Source organism: Streptomyces macrosporus, from assembly GCF_039533145.1.
Classification (GTDB): domain Bacteria; phylum Actinomycetota; class Actinomycetes; order Streptomycetales; family Streptomycetaceae; genus Streptomyces; species Streptomyces macrosporus.
This window is the reverse complement of record NZ_BAAASZ010000031.1, coordinates 176,873-193,939: the sequence shown is the minus strand read 5'-3', so window position 1 is coordinate 193,939 and position 17,067 is coordinate 176,873. Positions and strand designations below refer to the sequence as shown.

Below are 17,067 nucleotides of genomic sequence, written 5' to 3'. Positions count from 1 at the left end.
CGATGAATCCCCCGCAGAACGACTGGATGATCAGTGAGGTCGTCGGAGTCCCCGGCGTCCGCCACGTGGTGGTTCTCAGCGCCGACGGGCTCGTGCGCACCCGCTCGCAGGAGCTGGACCAGGACACGGCCGACCGGCTGGCGGCCGCCGCCTCGGGCCTGATGTCCGTGGGCACCAGCCTCGCCAAGACCTTCGGCCGCGGCGGCAAGGCCCTGGTGCAGCAGATGACCGAGTTCGAGGGAGGGTTCCTCTTCGTGCGCAGCGCGGGGGACGGCACCCGCCTGGCCGTCGTCACCGAGGACACCGTCAACCCGGCGCTGATCGGCTCGCAGATGGTGCTCCAGGTCAAGAGATTCGGCGAGCACCAGGCCACTCCGGCTCGCCGCACCCGTACGACATGACGGCGGCGGATCGGCCGGGCGGCCCCGTCCGCCCCTACGTCATCACGCGCGGGCGGGTGCAGCCGCCCAGACGCCTGCCGGTGGAGACCCTGCTGGAGGCGACCGACACCACCGATCCCCTGCCCGTCACGGCCAGCAGGCACCACCGCCGGCTGTTGAGCGTCTGCCGGAACCGTCTGGCGCTGGTCGAGGCCGCCGCTCACCTGAAGGAACCGGTCAGCGTCGTCACCGTCCTGGTCTGCGACCTGATCGACTCCGGCCACCTGACCGTCTGCTCCTCCGCGCCGCTCGCCTCCGACCGCCCCGACACCACCCTGCTCCAGGAGGTCCTGGATGGACTCAGAAGAAAGCTCTCGGCCTGAACCCGCGTACCTTCCCCCCACCGTCGAGCGGTCCGCCAAGATCCTGGTCGTCGGTCCGTTCGGGGTCGGGAAGACGACGCTGGTCGGCTCGGTCAGCGAGATCGAGCCGCTGCGCACCGAGGAGGTCATGACCCAGGCCGGCGCGGGCATCGACGACCTGCGGGGCCTGGAGTCGAAGACCACCACCACCGTGGCGATGGACTTCGGTCGCATCACCCTCAGCGACACGCTGGTCCTCTACCTGTTCGGCGCCCCCGGGCAGCGCCGCTTCTGGGACCTGTGGGAGGGCCTGGTCGTCGGCGCGGTCGGCCTGCTGGTGCTGGTCGACACCCGCCGCCTGGACGACAGCTTCGAGGTGCTGGACCAACTGGAGGAGCGCGGACTGCCCTTCGCCGTGGCCGTCAACCAGTTCCCCGACAGCGGACGGTTCAGCGACGAGGACATCCGCGAGGCGCTGGACCTGCTGCCGACCACCCCCGTGGTGCACTGCGACGCCCGCGACCCCCAGTCGTCGCTGCAGGCCCTGATCGCACTCGTCAGCCATGTCGGCAACCGATCGCTCCAGGAGACACCAGCGTGACCTCGCCCGCCGCTCCGCCCCCCGCATGCCCGGTCTCCTCCGGACGCATGCCGCTGACGGCCATCACCCAGTCCCGCGACCCCCACGCGATCTACGCGCGACTGCGCGAGGCGCACGGCCCGGTGGCGCCGGTGGAGCTCGAACCCGGAGTGCCGGCCTGGCTGGTCATGGGCTACGAGGAGATCCGCGTCATCACCGAGCGGGAGCCGCTGTACTCCCGCGACGCCCGCAACTGGCGCGACCTGAACGAGGGCGTCGTCTCCCCGGACTCCGGACTGCTGCCGATGATGGCCTACCGCCCCAACGTCATCGGCGCCGACCAGCACGAGCACCGTCGGCTGCGCAAGCCCCTGGACGACGGCATCGCCCGGATCGACAAGCGCGCCCTCCGCCGCCAGGTGGAGCGCATGTGCACCGAGCTGATCGAGGAGTTCGCGGAGACGGGGACGGCCGACCTGGTGGCCGACTACGCCGCCTACATCCCCATGCTGGCCATAGGCCACCTCTTCGGCCTCGACACCGAGCAGGGCCACGAACTGCGCCGTGCCCTGATCGCGCTCTTCGGCAGCCAGGACGACTCCCAGGCGGGCAACCGGAGTTTCGAGCAGATCCTCTTCGACACCCTCCAGGCCCGCAAACGGGAGCCCGCGGACGACCTGACCACCGCCTTCCTGCGGCACCCCAATCTCCGCGACGACGACGAGGTCCTGCAGTCCATGGTGGTGATGATCTCCGCCGGGAACGAGACCACCACCAGCTGGATCGCCCACACCCTGTACCGGATGATCACCGACTCCGGCTTCGAGGCGCGTCTGCGCGGCGGGGACCTGGGCGTGGACGACGCGCTGGACGACGTGCTGTGGCGCGAGCCCCCCATGACCCACATGCCCGCCCGCTACGCCCTGCGCGACACCGAGCTGGGCGGGCAGCACATCCGCAAGGGGGACGTCCTCGTCCTCGGACTGGCCGCCGCCAACAGCGACCCCTCCCTCATCCCCTTCGACCGGCTGCCCCCGGGCAGCCGCGGGCACATGGCTCACTCGGCCGGCCCCCACATGTGCCCCGCCCGGGTGCCGTCCCGGCTGATCGCCCACACCGCGGTCAACACGGCTCTGCACCTGCTGCCGGGTCTCCGGCTCACGATCGACCCGCAGGAGGTGACCTGGAACCCCTCCCCGTGGACGCGCTGCCCCACCGCCCTGCCGGTGACCTTCAGCGCCCTGCCGCGTCGGGGCCGGGCCGCCGGCGGGCGTCGTGCTCCCGTTCGTCCCACTCACCGAGGAGGCCGCACATGACGCTCGAACAGCACGCGCCGGGGGTGGCAGCGGACCTGCCGCTGATCACCCTCGACCCCGAGGGCCGGGACCACCACGGCGAGGCCGCCAGGCTCCGCGAGGCCGGCCCCGTGGTCCGCGTCGTCCTGCCGGGCGACGTCGTCGCCTACAGCGTCACCCGCCACGAGTTGGTCGCCGAGTTGGTCGCCGACTCCCGCGTCTCCAAGGACTGGCGCAACTGGAACGCCATCCGGAACGGGGAGATACCCGACGACTGGCCGCTGATCGGCATGGTCAAGGTCACCAACATGGTCACCGCCGACGGCGCCGAGCACCGCCGGCTGCGCAAACTCCTCGGCCAGACCTTCACGCCCCGCCGCGTCCAGGACATGCGGCCCGACGTGGAGCGCATCGTCACCGACCTCCTGGACGCCCTGCCCTCCCACGCGGACGCCGACGGCGTCGTCGACCTGCGCCGCCACTTCGCCTACCCCGTGCCCATGCAGGTCATCAGCGACCTGTTCGGGGTCCCCGAGCACGAGCGGCCCGGGCTGCGCGAGATGGTCGACAAGATCTTCCGCTCCGACCTCACCCCCGCCGAGGTGGGGGCGAACCAGATCGCGATCTACCGGCTCCTCGGCCGCGTGGTCGAGCTCCACCGCACCGAGCGCGGCGACGACCTCACCAGCGCCCTGATCACCGCGCGCGAGGCCGACCCCGACGCCCTGAGCGAGGACGAACTCGTCGGCACGCTGCTGCTGATGCTCACCGCCGGGCACGAGACGACGCTCAGCCTGATCGCCAACGCCGTCCGCGCCCTACTCACCCACCCCGAGCAGCGGGAGACGGCGCTGAAGGGCGACGAGGCGACCTGGTCGGCGGTCGTCGAGGAGGTCCTGCGCTGGGACGCGCCCATCGGCAACTTCCCGTTCCGCTACCCGCTGGAGGACATCGAGATCGCCGGGGTCACCATCCCCAAGGGCGAGCCGATCATGGCCCCGTACAGCGCGGTCGGACGCGACGAGACCCACCACGGCCCGGACGCCGACGTCTTCGACATCACCCGCGACCAGAAGCGCCACCTCGCCTTCGGGCACGGCCCGCACGCCTGCCTCGGCGCGCCCCTGGCCCGGCTGGAGGCGGGCATCGCGCTCCCGGCCCTCTTCGCCCGCTACCCGGAGCTCTCCCTCGCCGCGGACCCGGCGGAGCTCGTGCCCGTGCCGTCGATGTTCTCCAACAGCGCGAGCACGCTGCCGGTGCGGCTGGGGACGCCGGCGGCCTGAGGCGGCCGGGCCGCCCGCCCGCTTCGGAGGAGGCCCGCCCGACCGGCACGACCGGGCGGGCTTCCCGCCGTCCTTCAGCCGTCCTTCAGCCGTCCTCCCGCCGTCCGGGAACGGCCGTCAGGCGGGGACGAGCGTGAGGTAGGCCATGCCCAGCACGCCCCGGTAGGTCATCCAGGCGGCGCGGTGCCGGTCCGCGCGCTCCCGGGTCTCGGCCGCCAGGGGGTGGTCGGGGTGGGCCGCGAGCCACTCCTCCACATCGGCCAGGTAGCCCGACTCGAACTCCTCCCACTCGTCCTCGTTCGCCGTCTCGATCCACTCCGGCCGGAACCCGGCGGCGACGGCGGTGTCCACCAGGTCCGCGAGGTGGAGGTGGTCGGCGGCGGACGCCCCCGGCCACATGCCGGAGAGCTCGGCCGGGGTGGGGGCGCGCTGCCAGAAGCCCTCGCCGAACAGGACGCGCCCCCCGGGCGCGACCAGCCGTCGCAGCTTCCGCAGGGCCCCGACGGCGTGTCCGGGCGGCTCGGCGGTAGCGAGTGCCTGGCCGGAACCGACGCACAGGACGAGGTCGGCCGGGCCGCGGGCGGTCTCCTTCGCGGACGCCTTGACGAACTCCACCCGGTCGGCGAGCCCGCGCGCCTCGGCCTCGCGGCGTCCGCGGGCCAGGTCGTCGGCATCGAGGTCGAGGCCGACGGCCGTGGCCCCGGGCGCCGCCGCCAGGAGGCGGAGCGTCAACTCGCCCCACCCGCAGCCGATGTCGAGGACGGTGGCGGGGCCGGTGCGGACGAGCCGTCGCACGATGCGGTCGGCGCGCGCCTCGGAGAGAGGCCCGTGGAAGACGAGGCGGGTGAGCCGGGGCGGCCGGTCGGTGTCGGTGGTCACCGGGGAACGGTAGTTCCGCGGGGCGTGACGGGGACACCGAATTTCCGGGTGCGGCGGCATTTCCGGGTGCGGCGACACACCCCGCGTCAGTCCTCCGGGGCGGGGTCGGCGGGGAGGCGTTCGAGGGCCGTGACGAGCGCCGCGCCGTCCTCCGCGTCCAGCACGATGCCGAAGGCGTCCTCCAGCACCTTGGGCACCTCGTGCGGCTCCAACTCCCGCACCCGGCGCGAGCCGTCGGCGCGGGCGGTGGTCACCCAGGTGGTGCCGTACAGCGCGTGGTGGGCGTCGGGGCCGGTGCGCTGGGCGATCGGACGCCGGACGAAGGGCGAGCGGGGGTGGGTGGAGACGTAGTGGTTGCCCACCGTCCAGTCCACGACGTACTGCGGGTTCGGGGTGAAGGTGTGCAGGTCGAGCCAGCCGTCCCCGTCCCCTTCCCCGTGTCCGCCCGCGCGCCGTTCGCGGAGCGTCCACTCCTCGGCGGCGAGGGTCTCCCCGAGGGCGCGGACGTGTCGCTCCAGGCGGAAGGACCGGCCGCTGTCGCCGGTGCCGGCGCCGTCGGCGAACTCGATCGGTTCCAGGGGGCCGGCGCCGAAGCCGATGTCGCAGATCCACACCCGTCCGGTGTCCGGCGTCTCGGCGGTCTCCACCCGCAGCACGGCGTGCGTGGCGGGCCGGACGCGGTCCGAGCCCATGCCGACCCGGGAGGACAGCCCGGTGACGCCGAAGCCCAGCCGTTCCAGGGCGGCCGCGAAGAGCCGGGCGTGCTCGAAGCAGTAGCCGCCGCGGGCCCGGCGCACGAGCTTGTCCTGGAGGGCGGGGAGATCGATCGGGACCGGCCGTCCCAGGACGATCTCCAGGTTCTCGAAGGGAACGGCCAGGACGTGCGCGCGGTGCAGGGCGCGCAGGGTCTCCAGGGTGGGGGAGCGGTCCCCGGTGTGGCCGATCCGGGCCAGGTAGGCGTCCAGGTCCAGCAGGTCGCCCTCCCACCGGCGGTCCGTCTCGCCGCCGCGTTCCGTCATGATGCGTCCTCCCCTTCACGGTGGCCGGTCTGCGGAACCGACGCTAGGGCCTCAAGTGGGCTTGAGGTCAAGGAGAGGGGAGTCGACGGAGGAGGGAGGCGATTCCCCTGGTCGGGACGGTGCCGCCGTGGACGCGGAGCTCACGTCCGTGCGCCGGGAGTCCGGCCCGTGTGCGCTCGACCCGGCCGGACCGGGGTCAGCGCAGGGGCTTGGCGTAGCAGCGGCTGTTGGGCTCGTCGCGGTAGACCCCGAACTTCTCGGCCGGCGCGTAGCCGCTCGACTCGTAGAGGGCCATCGCCTCCGGCTGCATGGTGCCGGTCTCCAGCACCATCCGGATCCGTCCCGCCTGCCGCGCGTCCTCCTCCAGGAGGGCCAGGATGCGGCGGGACAGCCCCTGCCGCCGGGCCTCGCGGATCACGAACATCCGCTTCAGCTCGGCGTCGCCGTCCCGGTAGTTCTCCTCGTTCTCGTCCATCGCCCGCCAGCCGCCGGTGGCCACGGGACGGTCCCGCTCGTCGTACGCCACCAGGAACAGGCCGTTCGGCGGCTGGAACATCGCCGGGTCCAGCGGGGTGACGTCGCCTTCCCCTCCGTACCGCTCTGCGTACTCCTGTTGCACCAGGTCGTTGAGCTTCACGACGTCGGGATGGTCGAAGGTGGTGGGCACGATGCGCATGTCCGCATCGTAAAGTGCCCGGGTGCTGACGATCTCGACGGTCAACGTGAACGGACTGCGGGCGGCGGCGAGGAAGGGCTACACCGAGTGGCTGGCCTCGACCGACGCGGACGTGGTGTGCCTCCAGGAGGTGCGCGCCGAGCCGGATCAACTCCCGGACGAGGTGCGCGAGCCGGAGGGCTGGCACGCCCTGTACGCCCCCTCCTCGGCCCGGGGGCGCGCGGGTGTGGCGGTGCTCACCCGGCGTGCGCCGGAGCGGGTGCAGGTGGGCTTCGGCGTGTCCGAGTTCACGGACTCCGGCCGCTATCTGGAGGTCGACCTCCCGGGGCTGACCGTCGCCAGCCTCTACCTCCCCTCGGGCGAGGTGGGCACCGAACGGCAGGAGGAGAAGGAGCGCTTCATGGCGGCCTTCCTGCCCTACCTCGTCTCCCTGCGCGAACGCGCCGCCGCCGGTGGCCGCGAGGTCCTGGTCTGCGGCGACTGGAACATCGCCCACCAAGAGGCGGACCTGAAGAACTGGCGGGCCAACCGGAAGAACTCCGGCTTCCTGCCCGAGGAGCGCGCCTGGCTCGGCCGCGTCTTCGACGAGGCGGGCTACGCCGACGTCGTCCGCCGTCTCCACCCGGACCGGGAGGGGCCGTACAGCTGGTGGTCCTACCGCGGCCGGGCCTTCGACAACGACGCGGGCTGGCGCATCGACTACCACGTGGCCACCGAACCGCTGGCGGCCCGCGCGGTGAAGGCGTACGTGGAGCGCGCGGCGGACCACGCGGGGCGGTGGAGCGACCACGCGCCCGTCACGGTCGTCTACGGGCCCTGACGCTTCCGGGGCGCGGCCCCGTCCCCGCCCCCGCCCCCGTCCCCCTTTCGCCCGCCGTCGGCGGGCAGGAGGGAGTTCGTGAGGCGGCGCGCCTCGGCCAGGAGCGTGCCGAACACCGCCACGCGCCCCGGATCGGCGCCGGCGTGCCGGGGGAGTTCGGCGCGGAGCCGGTCCTGCGTGGCGCGGGCCGCGTCGACGGCCTCGCGCAGCTCCCTCCGGGCCGCCTCGGGGGCGCCGTCGGCGACCACGCGGCCGTAGGCGTCCAGAGCGTCGGCGACCTGGCGGAGGAAGCCGGCGTAGGGGCGGGTGACGGCGTGGCTGGGGCGGGGGGTCTCGTCGTCGTCGGCGGCGGCCTCCACCAGGGTGCGGGTCAGTCCGATGAGGCGGTTGGAGATGTTCTCCAGGGTGGACAGGGTCTCGGCGTACGCCGCGTCCATCCGCGCCAACTCGGCACGGCGCCGGCGGTCGGGGTTGAGCCGCAGGCTCTCGCGGCTCCAGCCGAGCGCCGAGTGCACGCCGCGGATCAGCCTCGGGAGGCGGTAGGCCCGCTCGTACCAGCCGCGGACGCGGTCGTACTCCCAGGGCTCGTCCAGGCCGTCGGCGATCTCCGCCACGACCTCCCGGGCCTCGCGGACCACGCCGTCCACCGCCTCGTGGGTGCTGCGCAGGTAGACGGGCGGCAGGATCAGCGCGTTGACGGCGATGCCGACGGCCGTGCCCAGCAGCGCCGCCAGGACGCGGGAGACGGCGGAGTCGAGCGTCGTCTCGCCCGGGACCAGGGTGAACAGGGCGGCCGTGGAGGCGTAGACGCCCTGGTCGCCGAAGCGCGGCCAGTTGCTCATCAGGGTGGCGAGGGGCAGGACGACGGCCATCATCAGCACGGGGTGGCCGAAGGGGATGACCAGGGCCGCGGCGAGCGCGGTGCCCGCGGTGATCGCCAGCGTCTGGTGGAGCCCCTGCCGCACCGAGCGGTAGACGGTCGCCTGCACCAGGACCACGGCCACCCACGGCGCCATCAGGGCGAACGCGTCGGGCAGCAGCCAGGAGGCGGCGAGCCAGGCGAGGAGGGCGGCGAGCGCGGCCTTGCCGGACTGGAGGGCCAGGTCGCGCTCGCGGCCCGGCTCCCGCCAGGCGCGGCGCGCGGACCGGGCGATCCAGGACGCCTCCGCCCGCACGGCCTGCCACGGCGAGGCGATCCGGGCACGCGAGGGCACGGAACGTATGTGGAGCATGGAGGTACCCCTGCCACGTGGGCGGCCGGACATGCGTGGCGGACGGGCCCCGTACGGGGCGCCTCGCCCCGGGCGGCGCGGGCTCAGGCGTCGGCGGACGCCGCGTCGGTGCCCGTCCCGGATTCTGTCCCGGACTCCGCCCCGGACGCCTCGGGTGCCGTGCCGGCCCCCCGCCCGGAGTCCCGCTCGGTCTCGGAGTCGACGTGCGCGCGCGGCCACGACTCCAGCTCGGCGCGCAGCCGGCGGTCCATGGCCAGGGCCAGTTCGGCGTCGACGACCTGCTTGGCCGGAGAGCGCAGCCGGTCCATGATCTCGGTGAGGCGCCGGAGGTCGGCGGGGGACAGCTCGTCGACGCCGGCGAACAGCCGGTCGCGGACGAGACGGGTGAACAGGTCGGCGACGGCGTCGGCGTGTTCGCGCACCACGCGCCCGGCCTCCAGCACCGCCGCGAGCGGTATGCCCTCGCGCACCAGCGCGGTGGACGCGTCGAGCAGGCGGCGGCTGACGTGGACCACCTCGTCGCCGTCGACGGCGATGTAGCCCAGGTCCAGGGCGGTGGCGAGGTTGTCGGAGGTGACCTCGTCGGGGAAGTGCGCGGCCAGGTCCTCGGGGGTGAGGCGGACGGGGGTCTCCTCCGACCAGGGGGAGGCCAACGTGCTCTCCAGGCCGAGGAGTTCGGCGGCGCTCCCGCTGTCCCGGCCCTTCTCGAAGGCGTCGATCAGGTCGGCGATGCCGCCGAGGGTGTGGCCGCGGGCCAGCAGCACGGAGATCGTCCGCAGCCGGGCGAGGTGGTGCTCGTTGTACCAGGCGACCCGGCCCTCGCGGCGCGGCGGCGGAAGGAGCTTGCGCTCGCGGTAGAAGCGCAGGGTGCGCACGGTGATGCCCGCCGCCTCGGCCAGTTCGGCCGTGCGGTACTCGACGGGAGCGGGCTCTCCGTCGTGGTGTGCCGTGCCGTCCGCCGGCCGCGCGTCCGGTTCCGGAGCGCGTCCGGGGTCTCGTGCTGCGTCTCGTCCTGGGTCCGCCACATTCGGAAGCCTATGCGGGACGAGTGGGTCGCCGGGCCGCCGGAGCGGGGTGCAACCGTCGGTAACTTTCCTCGTCCCGACCCCTACCGATCAGTACGCTCCTGCCTTACCCTCCCACCATGCCAGTGATTACTGGCATGTTCCGTGAGTGCGACGCAGGAAGTCGGGAGGCGGCATGGCCGAGCACGAGCATGTACGGGTGGCGGTGATCGGATCGGGGTTCGGCGGCCTGGGCGCCGCCGTACGACTGCGCCGCGCGGGCATCACGGACTTCGTGGTGCTGGAGCGCCGCGACTCCGTGGGCGGCACCTGGCGCGACAACAGCTACCCGGGGTGCGCCTGCGACGTGCCCTCCCACCTCTACTCGTTCTCCTTCGCGCCCAACCCCGACTGGCCGCGGAACTTCTCCGGGCAGGAGCACATCCGCGCCTACCTGGAGCGGGTCGCCGACACGTTCGGGCTGCGCCCCCACATCCGGTTCGACTCCGAGGTGCTCCAAGCCCGTTGGGACGCCGAGGAGCTGCGCTGGGAGGTCGAGACCCGCTCGGGCACCCTCACCGCCGACATGCTCGTCTCGGCCACCGGCCCGCTCTCCGACCCCATGATCCCCGACATCCCCGGCCTGGACGGCTTCACCGGAAAGGTCTTCCACTCCGCGCAGTGGGACCACGACTACGACCTGCGCGGCAAGCGCGTCGCCGTGATCGGCACCGGAGCCTCCGCCATCCAGATCATCCCGGAGATCCAGCCGGTCGTCGGGAAGCTCACCGTCTTCCAGCGCACCCCGGCGTGGGTCATGCCGCGCATGGACCGGGAGATCAGCCGGTTCGAGCGCCGACTGCACGCCGCGGTGCCCCCCACGCGCGCCCTGCGCCGTCAACTGCTCTGGATCATCCGCGAGTTCCAGGTCGGCGCCTTCACCAAGCACCCCGCCCAGCTGGGCCTGGTGGAGAAGCTCGCCAAGCACCACATGACCAAGGTCGTCAAGGACCCGGTGCTGCGCGCCAAACTCACCCCGGACTACCGCATCGGCTGCAAGCGCATCCTGCTGTCCAACACCTACTATCCGGCCCTGGTCCGGCCCAACGTGGACGTCGTCGCCTCCGGTCTGAAGGAGGTCCGCGGCAACACCCTGGTGGCCGCCGACGGCACCGAGGCCGAGGTGGACGCGGTGATCTTCGGCACCGGCTTCCACGTCACCGACATGCCCATCGCCCAGCGGATCACGGGCGCCGACGGCACGACGCTGGCGGAGGCGTGGAAGGACGGGATGGAGGCCCTGCGCGGCTCCACCGCCGCGGGCTTCCCCAACTTCATGACGGTCATCGGGCCCAACACCGGGCTCGGCAACAGCTCGATGATCCTCATCATCGAGGCCCAGCTCAACTACCTGGTCGACTACCTGAGGCAGCTCGACACGCTCACCACCGCCGGCGCCGGCCGGGCCGCGCTCGACGCCCGTCCCGAGGCCGTCCGCGCCTGGAACGACCGCGTCCAGGAGCGCATGAAGCGCACCGTGTGGACCACCGGCGGCTGCCGGAGCTGGTACCTGGACGCCAACGGCCGCAACACCACCGTCTGGCCGGGCACCACCGGCGAGTTCCGCAGGGTGACCAGACGAGTCGACCTCGCCGAGTACCGGGTGCTGCGCGTACCGGACCGGACGCGGCGGCAGGCCGCGGACACGGCGGGGGCGGCCCGATGAGAACACCCCGGCCCGGACACGTCACCTCGGGGCCGTACGCCCCCTCGCCCGCCCACCGCGAGTTCACCGTGGTCTCCGCCGACGGCTCGGAACTCCACGTCGAGGAGCACGGACGCCAGGACGGCCCCACCGTCGTCCTGGCGCACGGCTGGACCTGCTCGACGGCCTTCTGGGCCCCGGTCGTCCGGCACCTGGCCGACGACCACCGGGTGATCGTCTACGACCAGCGCGGCCACGGCCGCTCCCCGGCCGTCGGCCCCGGCGGCTACACCACCACCGCCCTCGCCGACGACCTGTGCGCCGTGCTGGAGGCCGCCGGGTCCCGGGCGGTCGTCGCCGGCCACTCCATGGGCGGCATGACCATCATGGCCGCCGCCGGACGCCCGCAGATGCGCGAACGCGCCGCCGCCGCGCTGCTGTGCAACACCGGCAGCTCCCGGCTGCTGCACGAGTCCACGGTCGCGCCGCTGAGGGCCGGGAGACTGCGCTACCGCGTCCAGAAGGCGATCCTCGGCTCCAGCCTGCCGCTGGGCCCCGTGACACCGCTGGGCATGCGCGTCCTGCGGTACGCGACGATGGGGCCCGCCGCCGGCCCGGAGCAGATGGAGGCGTGCGCCCGCATCGTCCACGCCTGCCCGCGCAGGGTCCGGGCCTCCTGGGCGCGGGGCGTCCTGGCGGTGCTGGACCTGGACGCCGACCTCGCCGCCCTGGACGTGCCCACCGCCGTCATCGCCGGCGAGAAGGACCGGCTCACCCCGCCGGTGCACGCCCGCCGCCTGGCCGAGGCGCTGCCGAACTGCACCGGCCTGACCGAGCTGCCGGGCCTCGGGCACATGACCCCCATCGAGGCGCCGAAGACCGTCGCCGACGCCGTGGCCGCGCTGGTGCGCGACCATCTGACGGACCGTCCGGCACCGGACGCGCCCTTGCCCGCCCGCTCAGCCGAGAAGGAGATGTCGTAGATGGGACGCAGGAGCCTCCAGGGCCAGGTCGTGGTGGTGACGGGTGCCGCCCGGGGCGTGGGCGAGCTGCTCGCCCGCAAGCTCGCCGGACAGGGCGCGCGGCTCGCGCTGGTCGGCCTGGAGCCGGAGGAGTTGAAGAAGGTCGCCGCGACGCTGCCGACGGACTCCGCGCACTGGCACGCCGACGTCACCGACCACGCCGCGATGGCGCGGGTCGCGCGGGAGGTGCGGGAGCGCTTCGGATCGGTGGACGTCGTGGTCGCCAACGCCGGGGTGGCCACCGGCGGCCCGTTCACGGACTCCGACGAGGTCTCCTGGCGCCGGGTGATCGAGGTCAACCTGATCGGCAGCGCCACCACCGCCCGCGCCTTCCTGCCCGCCCTGATCGAGTCGCGCGGCTACCTGCTCCAGATCGCCTCGCTCGCGGCGATCACCCCCGCCCCGATGATGAGCGCGTACTGCGCCTCCAAGTCGGGGGTGGAGGCCTTCGCGCACAGCCTGCGCGCGGAGGTCGGCTACCAGGGGGTGCGGGTCGGCGTCGGCTACCTGAGCTGGACCGACACCGACATGGTGCGCGGCGCCGACCGGGACGAGGTGCTGCGCGAGCTGCGCGGGCGGCTGCCCTGGCCGGCCAACAAGACGTATCCGCTGGGCCCGGCCGTGGACCGGATCGTCGCGGGGATCGAGCGCCGCTCGTTCCACGTCTACGGGCAGTGGTGGCTGCGCGGCATGCAGTCGGTCCGCGGCTGCCTGCCCGGGATCATCGGCCGGGTCGGGCAGCGCGAGATGCGGCGCTTCGCGCCCCGCCTGGCCGCCGCGGACGCCGCCCGCCCCGGACTGGTGGGCGCGGGCGGCGCGGCGGACGAGAGGGAGCGCTCCGGGGACTGAGCGCGCCCCCGTACGCCTCGTCGTACGACGACGGGCCGGGCCCGGGGAGCGGATCGCTCCCCGGGCCCGGCCGTTCGTCCGTCAGGCGTCGGGTCGGTCCTCCTCGTCCCACTCCGGGGGACTGTCCTCGCGCGGGTGGATCTTCCAGTCGTCCTGTTCGCGGTCACGGCCGCGCCGCCGGGAGCGGTCGTCGTCCGGCTTGTTCCCGCCGCGCTGGCGCGCGGTGCGGCGCTCCTCGGGGAACTCGTCCGTGTTCCTGTCCCGTGTGCCCATGCGCAACTCCCGGAAGGTGTTCCAGGCGGTTTCTCCCCTTCAGGGTGACACGATCCGACAATCGGCGCACATCGGGCATTTCTCCGTGTCGTCCCCCCCTGTGCCCGGTCCGCTCCCCCCGTGCTCCCGCCGCGCGCGGTCACGGCCGGGGCGGCAGCGGCGGACGGCTGCGGTCGGGGACGTCCTCGTAGCCGGGCGGCGTGGCGGCCGGATGCCGTTCCAGCAGGTCCAAGGCGGTGCGCACGGCCGTCTCCAGCATCGGGTAGCGGTCCTCGGCCCAGTCTCGCGGCGTCCGCAGCACCTCGATGTCGGGCTCCACGCCGTGGTTCTCCACCGACCACTTGTACGCGTCGAACCACGCCGCGTTCATCGGCACCGTGATGACCGTGCCGTCGCCGAGCCGGTGCCGTCCGGTCATCCCGACCACCCCGCCCCAGGTGCGGACGCCGACCACCGGGCCGATCCCCAACAGCCGGAACGCCGCGGTGATCATGTCGCCGTCGGAGGCGGTGGCCTCGTCGGCCAGCGCCACGATGGGGCCGCGCGGCGCGTTGGAGGCGTAGCTGACCGGCTGGGCGTCGCGCACCAGGTCCCAGCCCAGGATCGTGCGGGTCAGCGCCTCGACCACCAGATCGCTGATGTGGCCGCCCGCGTTGCCGCGCACGTCCACGATCAGCGTGGGCCGGGACACCTCCACCCGCAGGTCGCGGTTGAACTGCGCCCAGCCGGAACCGCCCATGTCCGGGATGTGGAGGTAGCCGCACTTGCCGCCGCTCAACTCCCGCACCACCGCCCGGCGTCGGCTCACCCAGTCCTGGTAGCGCAGCGGACGCTCGTCGACGAGCGGCATGACGGCGACGCGGCGGGGACGCTGCGGCGGGGCGTCCTCCCCCTCGCCGCCCGGGCCCTGGAAGGTCAGCTCGACGGTGGTGCCGCCCGCCGCGGCCAGCAGCGGAGACGGTCCGGCGACCGGGTCCACGGGCCGCCCGTCGACGTGGGTGAGCACCGCGCCCTCGCGGATGCCGGAACCGGCCAGCGGCGAACGGGCCCGGGAGTCGGAGGAGTCGCCGGGCAGGATGCGCTCCACCCGCCACCGGCCGTCCTCGGTGCGGGCGAAGTCGGCGCCCAACAGCCCGATGGGCCGCTGGTAGTGGGCCGGCCCCTCGTTCCGCCGGGCGGACGTCACGTACGCGTGGGAGGTGCCGAGCTCGCCCACCGTCTCCCGGAGCAGGTCGGCGAACTCGTCCGGGGAGGCGACCCGTTCGACCAGCGGACGGTACTGGTCGAGGATCGCGTCCCAGTCGACGCCCGACATGCCCGGGTCCCAGAAGTACGACCGCATGATCCGGCCCGCCTCGTCGAACGACTGCCGCCACTCCGCGCAGGGGTCGACGTCGTGGAGGATGCGGCGCAGGTCGAGGTAGGTGGTGGAGTCGCCGTCGGCGGTCTCGGTGGCCGGGACCGCCCGCAGCTCGCCGTCGTCGTTGACCACCAGCCGGGTGCCGTCGCCGCTGACCGCGAACCAGTCGACGCTGCTGGTCAGTTCGGTCCGCTTGGCCTTGGCCAGGTCGAAGTGCTCCAGCGTGGGACGGCCGGAGGTGTCGGCGGGGTTGGCGAAGGTCTCGCCGAGCGCCCCGGAGATCGGCCAGCGCAGCCAGACCAGCCCGCCGCCGCCGACCGGATGGAGGGAGGAGTACTTCGAGGCCGACACCGGGAACGGCGTGACCCGGCTGGCCAGCCCCTCGGCCTCCACCAGCACCGTGCCCTCCTCGCCGGTCACCTCGCCGAGGGCGTCCGGGTCCAGCCCCCCGGCCGCCGGGCGGCCCTCGGGGGAGAGCGCGAAGGGCGAGGGCGTCGCCGAGGAGAGCGGCACCAGGTACGGGCGGCAGCCCAGCGGGAAGGACAGGTCCCCGGTGTGGACGTCGTAGACGGGGTCGAAGCCGCGCCAGGAGAGGAAGGCCAGGTAGCGGCCGTCGCGGGTGAAGACGGGCTCCTCGTCCTCGAAGCGGCCCTCGGTGACGTCCAGGATCGTCCGGTCGCTCAGGCGGGCGATCCGGATGCGGGTGAGCGCGCCGCCCGTGCCGGGGTGGGCCCAGGCCAGCCACTGGGAGTCCGGGGAGAAGGCGAGGTCGCGCACCGGCCCGTTGACGGACCGGACCAGCTCGACCACCTCTCCCTCCTCCTCGGCGACCTCTTCCTCGCCGGCGGCCCCGGCGGTCCCGGTCTCCGCGGTTCCGCCGCCCGTCTCCCCGGCGTCCTTCCCGGCCGACCCGCCGCCCTCGGCCTCCTCGGCGCCGGTGCGGACCAGCAGCAGCCGGCCGTCGTGGGAGGCGACGGCGAGCGTGGCGCCGTCCGGGGAGGAGATCAGCTCGTGCACCCGCCCCAGCCTGCCCGCGGCCAGCCGCCGCGGATCGCGTCCGCCGCTGACCCGCGGCAGGTGGGCGATCTCCACGGCGTCCTCGCCCTCGGCGTCGGTGACGTAGGCGATCTGCCCGGTGGAGCCGAGCATCTCCGGCAGCCGGACCCGCACGCCCGGGGTGTCGGCGATGACCCGCGCCGGGCCGTCGCGGTGGGTGAGCCAGTACAGGCTGCCGCGCACCCCCACCGCGCTGGCCCGCCCGGTGGTGTCCACGGCCAGGGAGTTGACGTGGCCGGCGGCCGACACCTGGTAGGAGCGCCGCCCGGCGCGCGGCCCGCCCAGCCGTACGGGCAGGCGGCGCGGTCGGGCGTGCGGGGAGAAGTCGTCCACCAGCCACAGCTCGCCCGCGCACTGGTAGACCACGCGTTCGCCGTCGGTGGAGGCGTGGCGGGCGTAGAAGTCGGCGTGGTCGGTGTGGCGGCGCAGGTCGCTGCCGTCGGGCAGGCAGGAGTAGAGGTTGCCGACGCCCTCGTGGTCGGAGAGGAACGCGATGCGGCCGGCGACGAACATCGGGCAGTCCAGGTGCCCGTACAGCTCGGGCATCAGGCGCTCGGAGTCCAGCCACAGCCGTCCCATCGCGCCGCCGCGGTAGCGCTTCCAGGCGGCGGGCTCGTGGAACGGTTTGCCGGTCAGCAGCAGCGTCCGCCGCTCGCCGTCCAGGTCGGCGACGTCGATGTGCGACACCGGCCCCCAGGGCAGCCGCTCGCCGGGGCTGCCGTCGGTGGGCAGCCGGTAGGCCCAGGTGAGGTGCGACAGCGGCTGGCCGTGCGAGGCCACGGCCAGGATCTCCCCGTCGGGGGTCCAGCCGCAGACCTGGGTGTCGACGGCGCCCCAGTACGTCAGCCGCCGCGCCGGGCCGCCCTCTATCGGGGCGAGGTGGACCTCGGGGTCCAGGCTGCGCCAGTTCGTGTACGCGATGTGCCGGCCGTCGGGGGAGAAGCGGGGGTGCCCGGTCCGGGTGCGGTCCACGGTCAGCCGCCAGGCACGCGGGGGCTCCGCGCCCTCGGGGGCGATCGGGGCGATCCACAGGTCGTCCTCGGCGACGAAGCAGATCAGTTCGCCGTGGATGTGGGGGAACCTGAGGTAGGCGCCCGGGGAGGGCGGTACGGACGGGCCCGAAGGGCCGGAGGAAACGGTCACCCCTCCCATGGTCGCCGGCCGGCCGGCTCGCGGCAACTCCTGCGCGGTGCGGGGCCGGAGAGTGACGTGGTCCTCACGTCCCGAGTGCGTTCGTCCGTCGAGCGGGAGACGGCGTTCCGACGCGGACCG

At 73.8% G+C, this 17,067-nt stretch carries 16 protein-coding genes; 9 read left to right on the top strand and 7 right to left on the bottom strand.

The annotated features are described in order from the left end of the window. Positions 1–2: 2 nt before the first annotated feature. Genes ABD335_RS22795 through ABD335_RS22775 form a run of 5 tightly spaced genes read left to right on the top strand, consistent with a single transcriptional unit; the run spans position 3 to position 3,900 of the window. Positions 3–401: a roadblock/LC7 domain-containing protein gene (locus tag ABD335_RS22795; protein ID WP_344326579.1), complete on the top strand. Its 399-nt coding sequence runs from the start codon at positions 3–5 to the stop codon at positions 399–401. Beyond that, positions 398–763: a DUF742 domain-containing protein gene (locus ABD335_RS22790; protein WP_344326577.1), complete on the top strand. Its 366-nt coding sequence runs from the start codon at positions 398–400 to the stop codon at positions 761–763. The genes ABD335_RS22795 and ABD335_RS22790 overlap by 4 nt, the downstream gene beginning before the upstream one ends. Then, entirely contained in the window at positions 735–1,343 is a 609-nt protein-coding gene (locus tag ABD335_RS22785) for a GTP-binding protein (protein ID WP_344326575.1), read from the top strand. Before ABD335_RS22790 ends, ABD335_RS22785 begins: the two co-directional genes overlap by 29 nt. A gap of 47 nt (positions 1,344–1,390) precedes the next feature. Further along, on the top strand, positions 1,391–2,638 hold the full coding sequence (locus tag ABD335_RS22780) for a cytochrome P450 (RefSeq protein WP_344326573.1): 1,248 nt from the start codon (positions 1,391–1,393) through the stop codon (positions 2,636–2,638). Then, a complete protein-coding gene (locus ABD335_RS22775; RefSeq protein WP_344326571.1) occupies positions 2,635–3,900 on the top strand; it encodes a cytochrome P450 family protein in 1,266 nt (421 codons plus the stop codon). The genes ABD335_RS22780 and ABD335_RS22775 overlap by 4 nt, the downstream gene beginning before the upstream one ends. A gap of 117 nt (positions 3,901–4,017) precedes the next feature. Here ABD335_RS22775 and ABD335_RS22770 read toward each other — a convergent pair whose 3' ends face one another. The 3 genes from ABD335_RS22770 to ABD335_RS22760 form a co-directional block, all read right to left on the bottom strand. Then, the gene (locus ABD335_RS22770) at positions 4,018–4,779 is read right to left on the bottom strand and encodes an SAM-dependent methyltransferase (RefSeq protein ID WP_344326568.1); all 762 of its coding nucleotides are present in this window, start codon (positions 4,777–4,779) and stop codon (positions 4,018–4,020) included. 86 nt (positions 4,780–4,865) lie between these two features. Further along, complete coding sequence (locus tag ABD335_RS22765) at positions 4,866–5,798, bottom strand: arylamine N-acetyltransferase family protein (protein ID WP_344326566.1); 933 nt, start codon at positions 5,796–5,798, stop codon at positions 4,866–4,868. 196 nt (positions 5,799–5,994) lie between these two features. Further along, a complete protein-coding gene (locus ABD335_RS22760; protein ID WP_344326564.1) occupies positions 5,995–6,474 on the bottom strand; it encodes a GNAT family N-acetyltransferase in 480 nt (159 codons plus the stop codon). Positions 6,475–6,496: 22 nt separating this feature from the next. On the opposite strand from ABD335_RS22760, the gene ABD335_RS22755 reads away from it, so the two are divergent. Next, on the top strand, positions 6,497–7,294 hold the full coding sequence (locus ABD335_RS22755; RefSeq protein WP_344326562.1) for an exodeoxyribonuclease III: 798 nt from the start codon (positions 6,497–6,499) through the stop codon (positions 7,292–7,294). On the opposite strand, the gene ABD335_RS22750 is transcribed toward ABD335_RS22755, so the two are convergent. Next, the gene (locus ABD335_RS22750; RefSeq protein WP_344326560.1) at positions 7,282–8,526 is read right to left on the bottom strand and encodes an FUSC family protein; all 1,245 of its coding nucleotides are present in this window, start codon (positions 8,524–8,526) and stop codon (positions 7,282–7,284) included. The genes ABD335_RS22755 and ABD335_RS22750 overlap by 13 nt on opposite strands. 83 nt (positions 8,527–8,609) lie before the next feature. Continuing rightward, on the bottom strand, positions 8,610–9,551 hold the full coding sequence (locus tag ABD335_RS22745) for a MerR family transcriptional regulator (protein ID WP_425583714.1): 942 nt from the start codon (positions 9,549–9,551) through the stop codon (positions 8,610–8,612). Between the two features lie 175 nt (positions 9,552–9,726). Between ABD335_RS22745 and ABD335_RS22740 the strand changes: the two genes are divergently transcribed. From ABD335_RS22740 to ABD335_RS22730, 3 genes are read left to right on the top strand one after another with little or no spacing between them, the layout of a single operon-like run. Continuing rightward, positions 9,727–11,256 carry a flavin-containing monooxygenase gene (locus ABD335_RS22740; RefSeq protein ID WP_344326557.1) on the top strand — a complete coding sequence of 510 codons (1,530 nt, stop codon included), beginning with the start codon at positions 9,727–9,729 and terminating at the stop codon, positions 11,254–11,256. Continuing rightward, entirely contained in the window at positions 11,253–12,218 is a 966-nt protein-coding gene (locus ABD335_RS22735) for an alpha/beta fold hydrolase (RefSeq protein WP_344326555.1), read from the top strand. The genes ABD335_RS22740 and ABD335_RS22735 overlap by 4 nt, the downstream gene beginning before the upstream one ends. Next, complete coding sequence (locus ABD335_RS22730; RefSeq protein WP_344326553.1) at positions 12,219–13,106, top strand: SDR family oxidoreductase; 888 nt, start codon at positions 12,219–12,221, stop codon at positions 13,104–13,106. 81 nt (positions 13,107–13,187) lie between these two features. On the opposite strand, the gene ABD335_RS22725 is transcribed toward ABD335_RS22730, so the two are convergent. Further along, the gene (locus ABD335_RS22725) at positions 13,188–13,379 is read right to left on the bottom strand and encodes a hypothetical protein (RefSeq protein ID WP_344326551.1); all 192 of its coding nucleotides are present in this window, start codon (positions 13,377–13,379) and stop codon (positions 13,188–13,190) included. Positions 13,380–13,518: 139 nt separating this feature from the next. Beyond that, complete coding sequence (locus tag ABD335_RS22720) at positions 13,519–16,938, bottom strand: S41 family peptidase (protein ID WP_344326549.1); 3,420 nt, start codon at positions 16,936–16,938, stop codon at positions 13,519–13,521. Positions 16,939–17,067: the final 129 nt, after the last annotated feature.

What these genes read in the sequence shown, in the direction of transcription:
- ABD335_RS22795 (WP_344326579.1), top strand. Translation starts at nt 3, where the DNA reads ATGAATCCCCCGCAGAACGACTGGATGATCAGTGAGGTCGTCGGAGTC.
- ABD335_RS22790 (WP_344326577.1), top strand. Translation starts at nt 398, where the DNA reads ATGACGGCGGCGGATCGGCCGGGCGGCCCCGTCCGCCCCTACGTCATC.
- ABD335_RS22785 (WP_344326575.1), top strand. Translation starts at nt 735, where the DNA reads ATGGACTCAGAAGAAAGCTCTCGGCCTGAACCCGCGTACCTTCCCCCC.
- ABD335_RS22780 (WP_344326573.1), top strand. Translation starts at nt 1,391, where the DNA reads ATGCCGCTGACGGCCATCACCCAGTCCCGCGACCCCCACGCGATCTAC.
- ABD335_RS22775 (WP_344326571.1), top strand. Translation starts at nt 2,635, where the DNA reads ATGACGCTCGAACAGCACGCGCCGGGGGTGGCAGCGGACCTGCCGCTG.
- ABD335_RS22765 (WP_344326566.1), bottom strand. Translation starts at nt 5,798, where the DNA reads ATGACGGAACGCGGCGGCGAGACGGACCGCCGGTGGGAGGGCGACCTG.
- ABD335_RS22760 (WP_344326564.1), bottom strand. Translation starts at nt 6,474, where the DNA reads ATGCGCATCGTGCCCACCACCTTCGACCATCCCGACGTCGTGAAGCTC.
- ABD335_RS22750 (WP_344326560.1), bottom strand. Translation starts at nt 8,526, where the DNA reads ATGCTCCACATACGTTCCGTGCCCTCGCGTGCCCGGATCGCCTCGCCG.
- ABD335_RS22740 (WP_344326557.1), top strand. Translation starts at nt 9,727, where the DNA reads ATGGCCGAGCACGAGCATGTACGGGTGGCGGTGATCGGATCGGGGTTC.
- ABD335_RS22735 (WP_344326555.1), top strand. Translation starts at nt 11,253, where the DNA reads ATGAGAACACCCCGGCCCGGACACGTCACCTCGGGGCCGTACGCCCCC.
- ABD335_RS22730 (WP_344326553.1), top strand. Translation starts at nt 12,219, where the DNA reads ATGGGACGCAGGAGCCTCCAGGGCCAGGTCGTGGTGGTGACGGGTGCC.
- ABD335_RS22725 (WP_344326551.1), bottom strand. Translation starts at nt 13,379, where the DNA reads ATGGGCACACGGGACAGGAACACGGACGAGTTCCCCGAGGAGCGCCGC.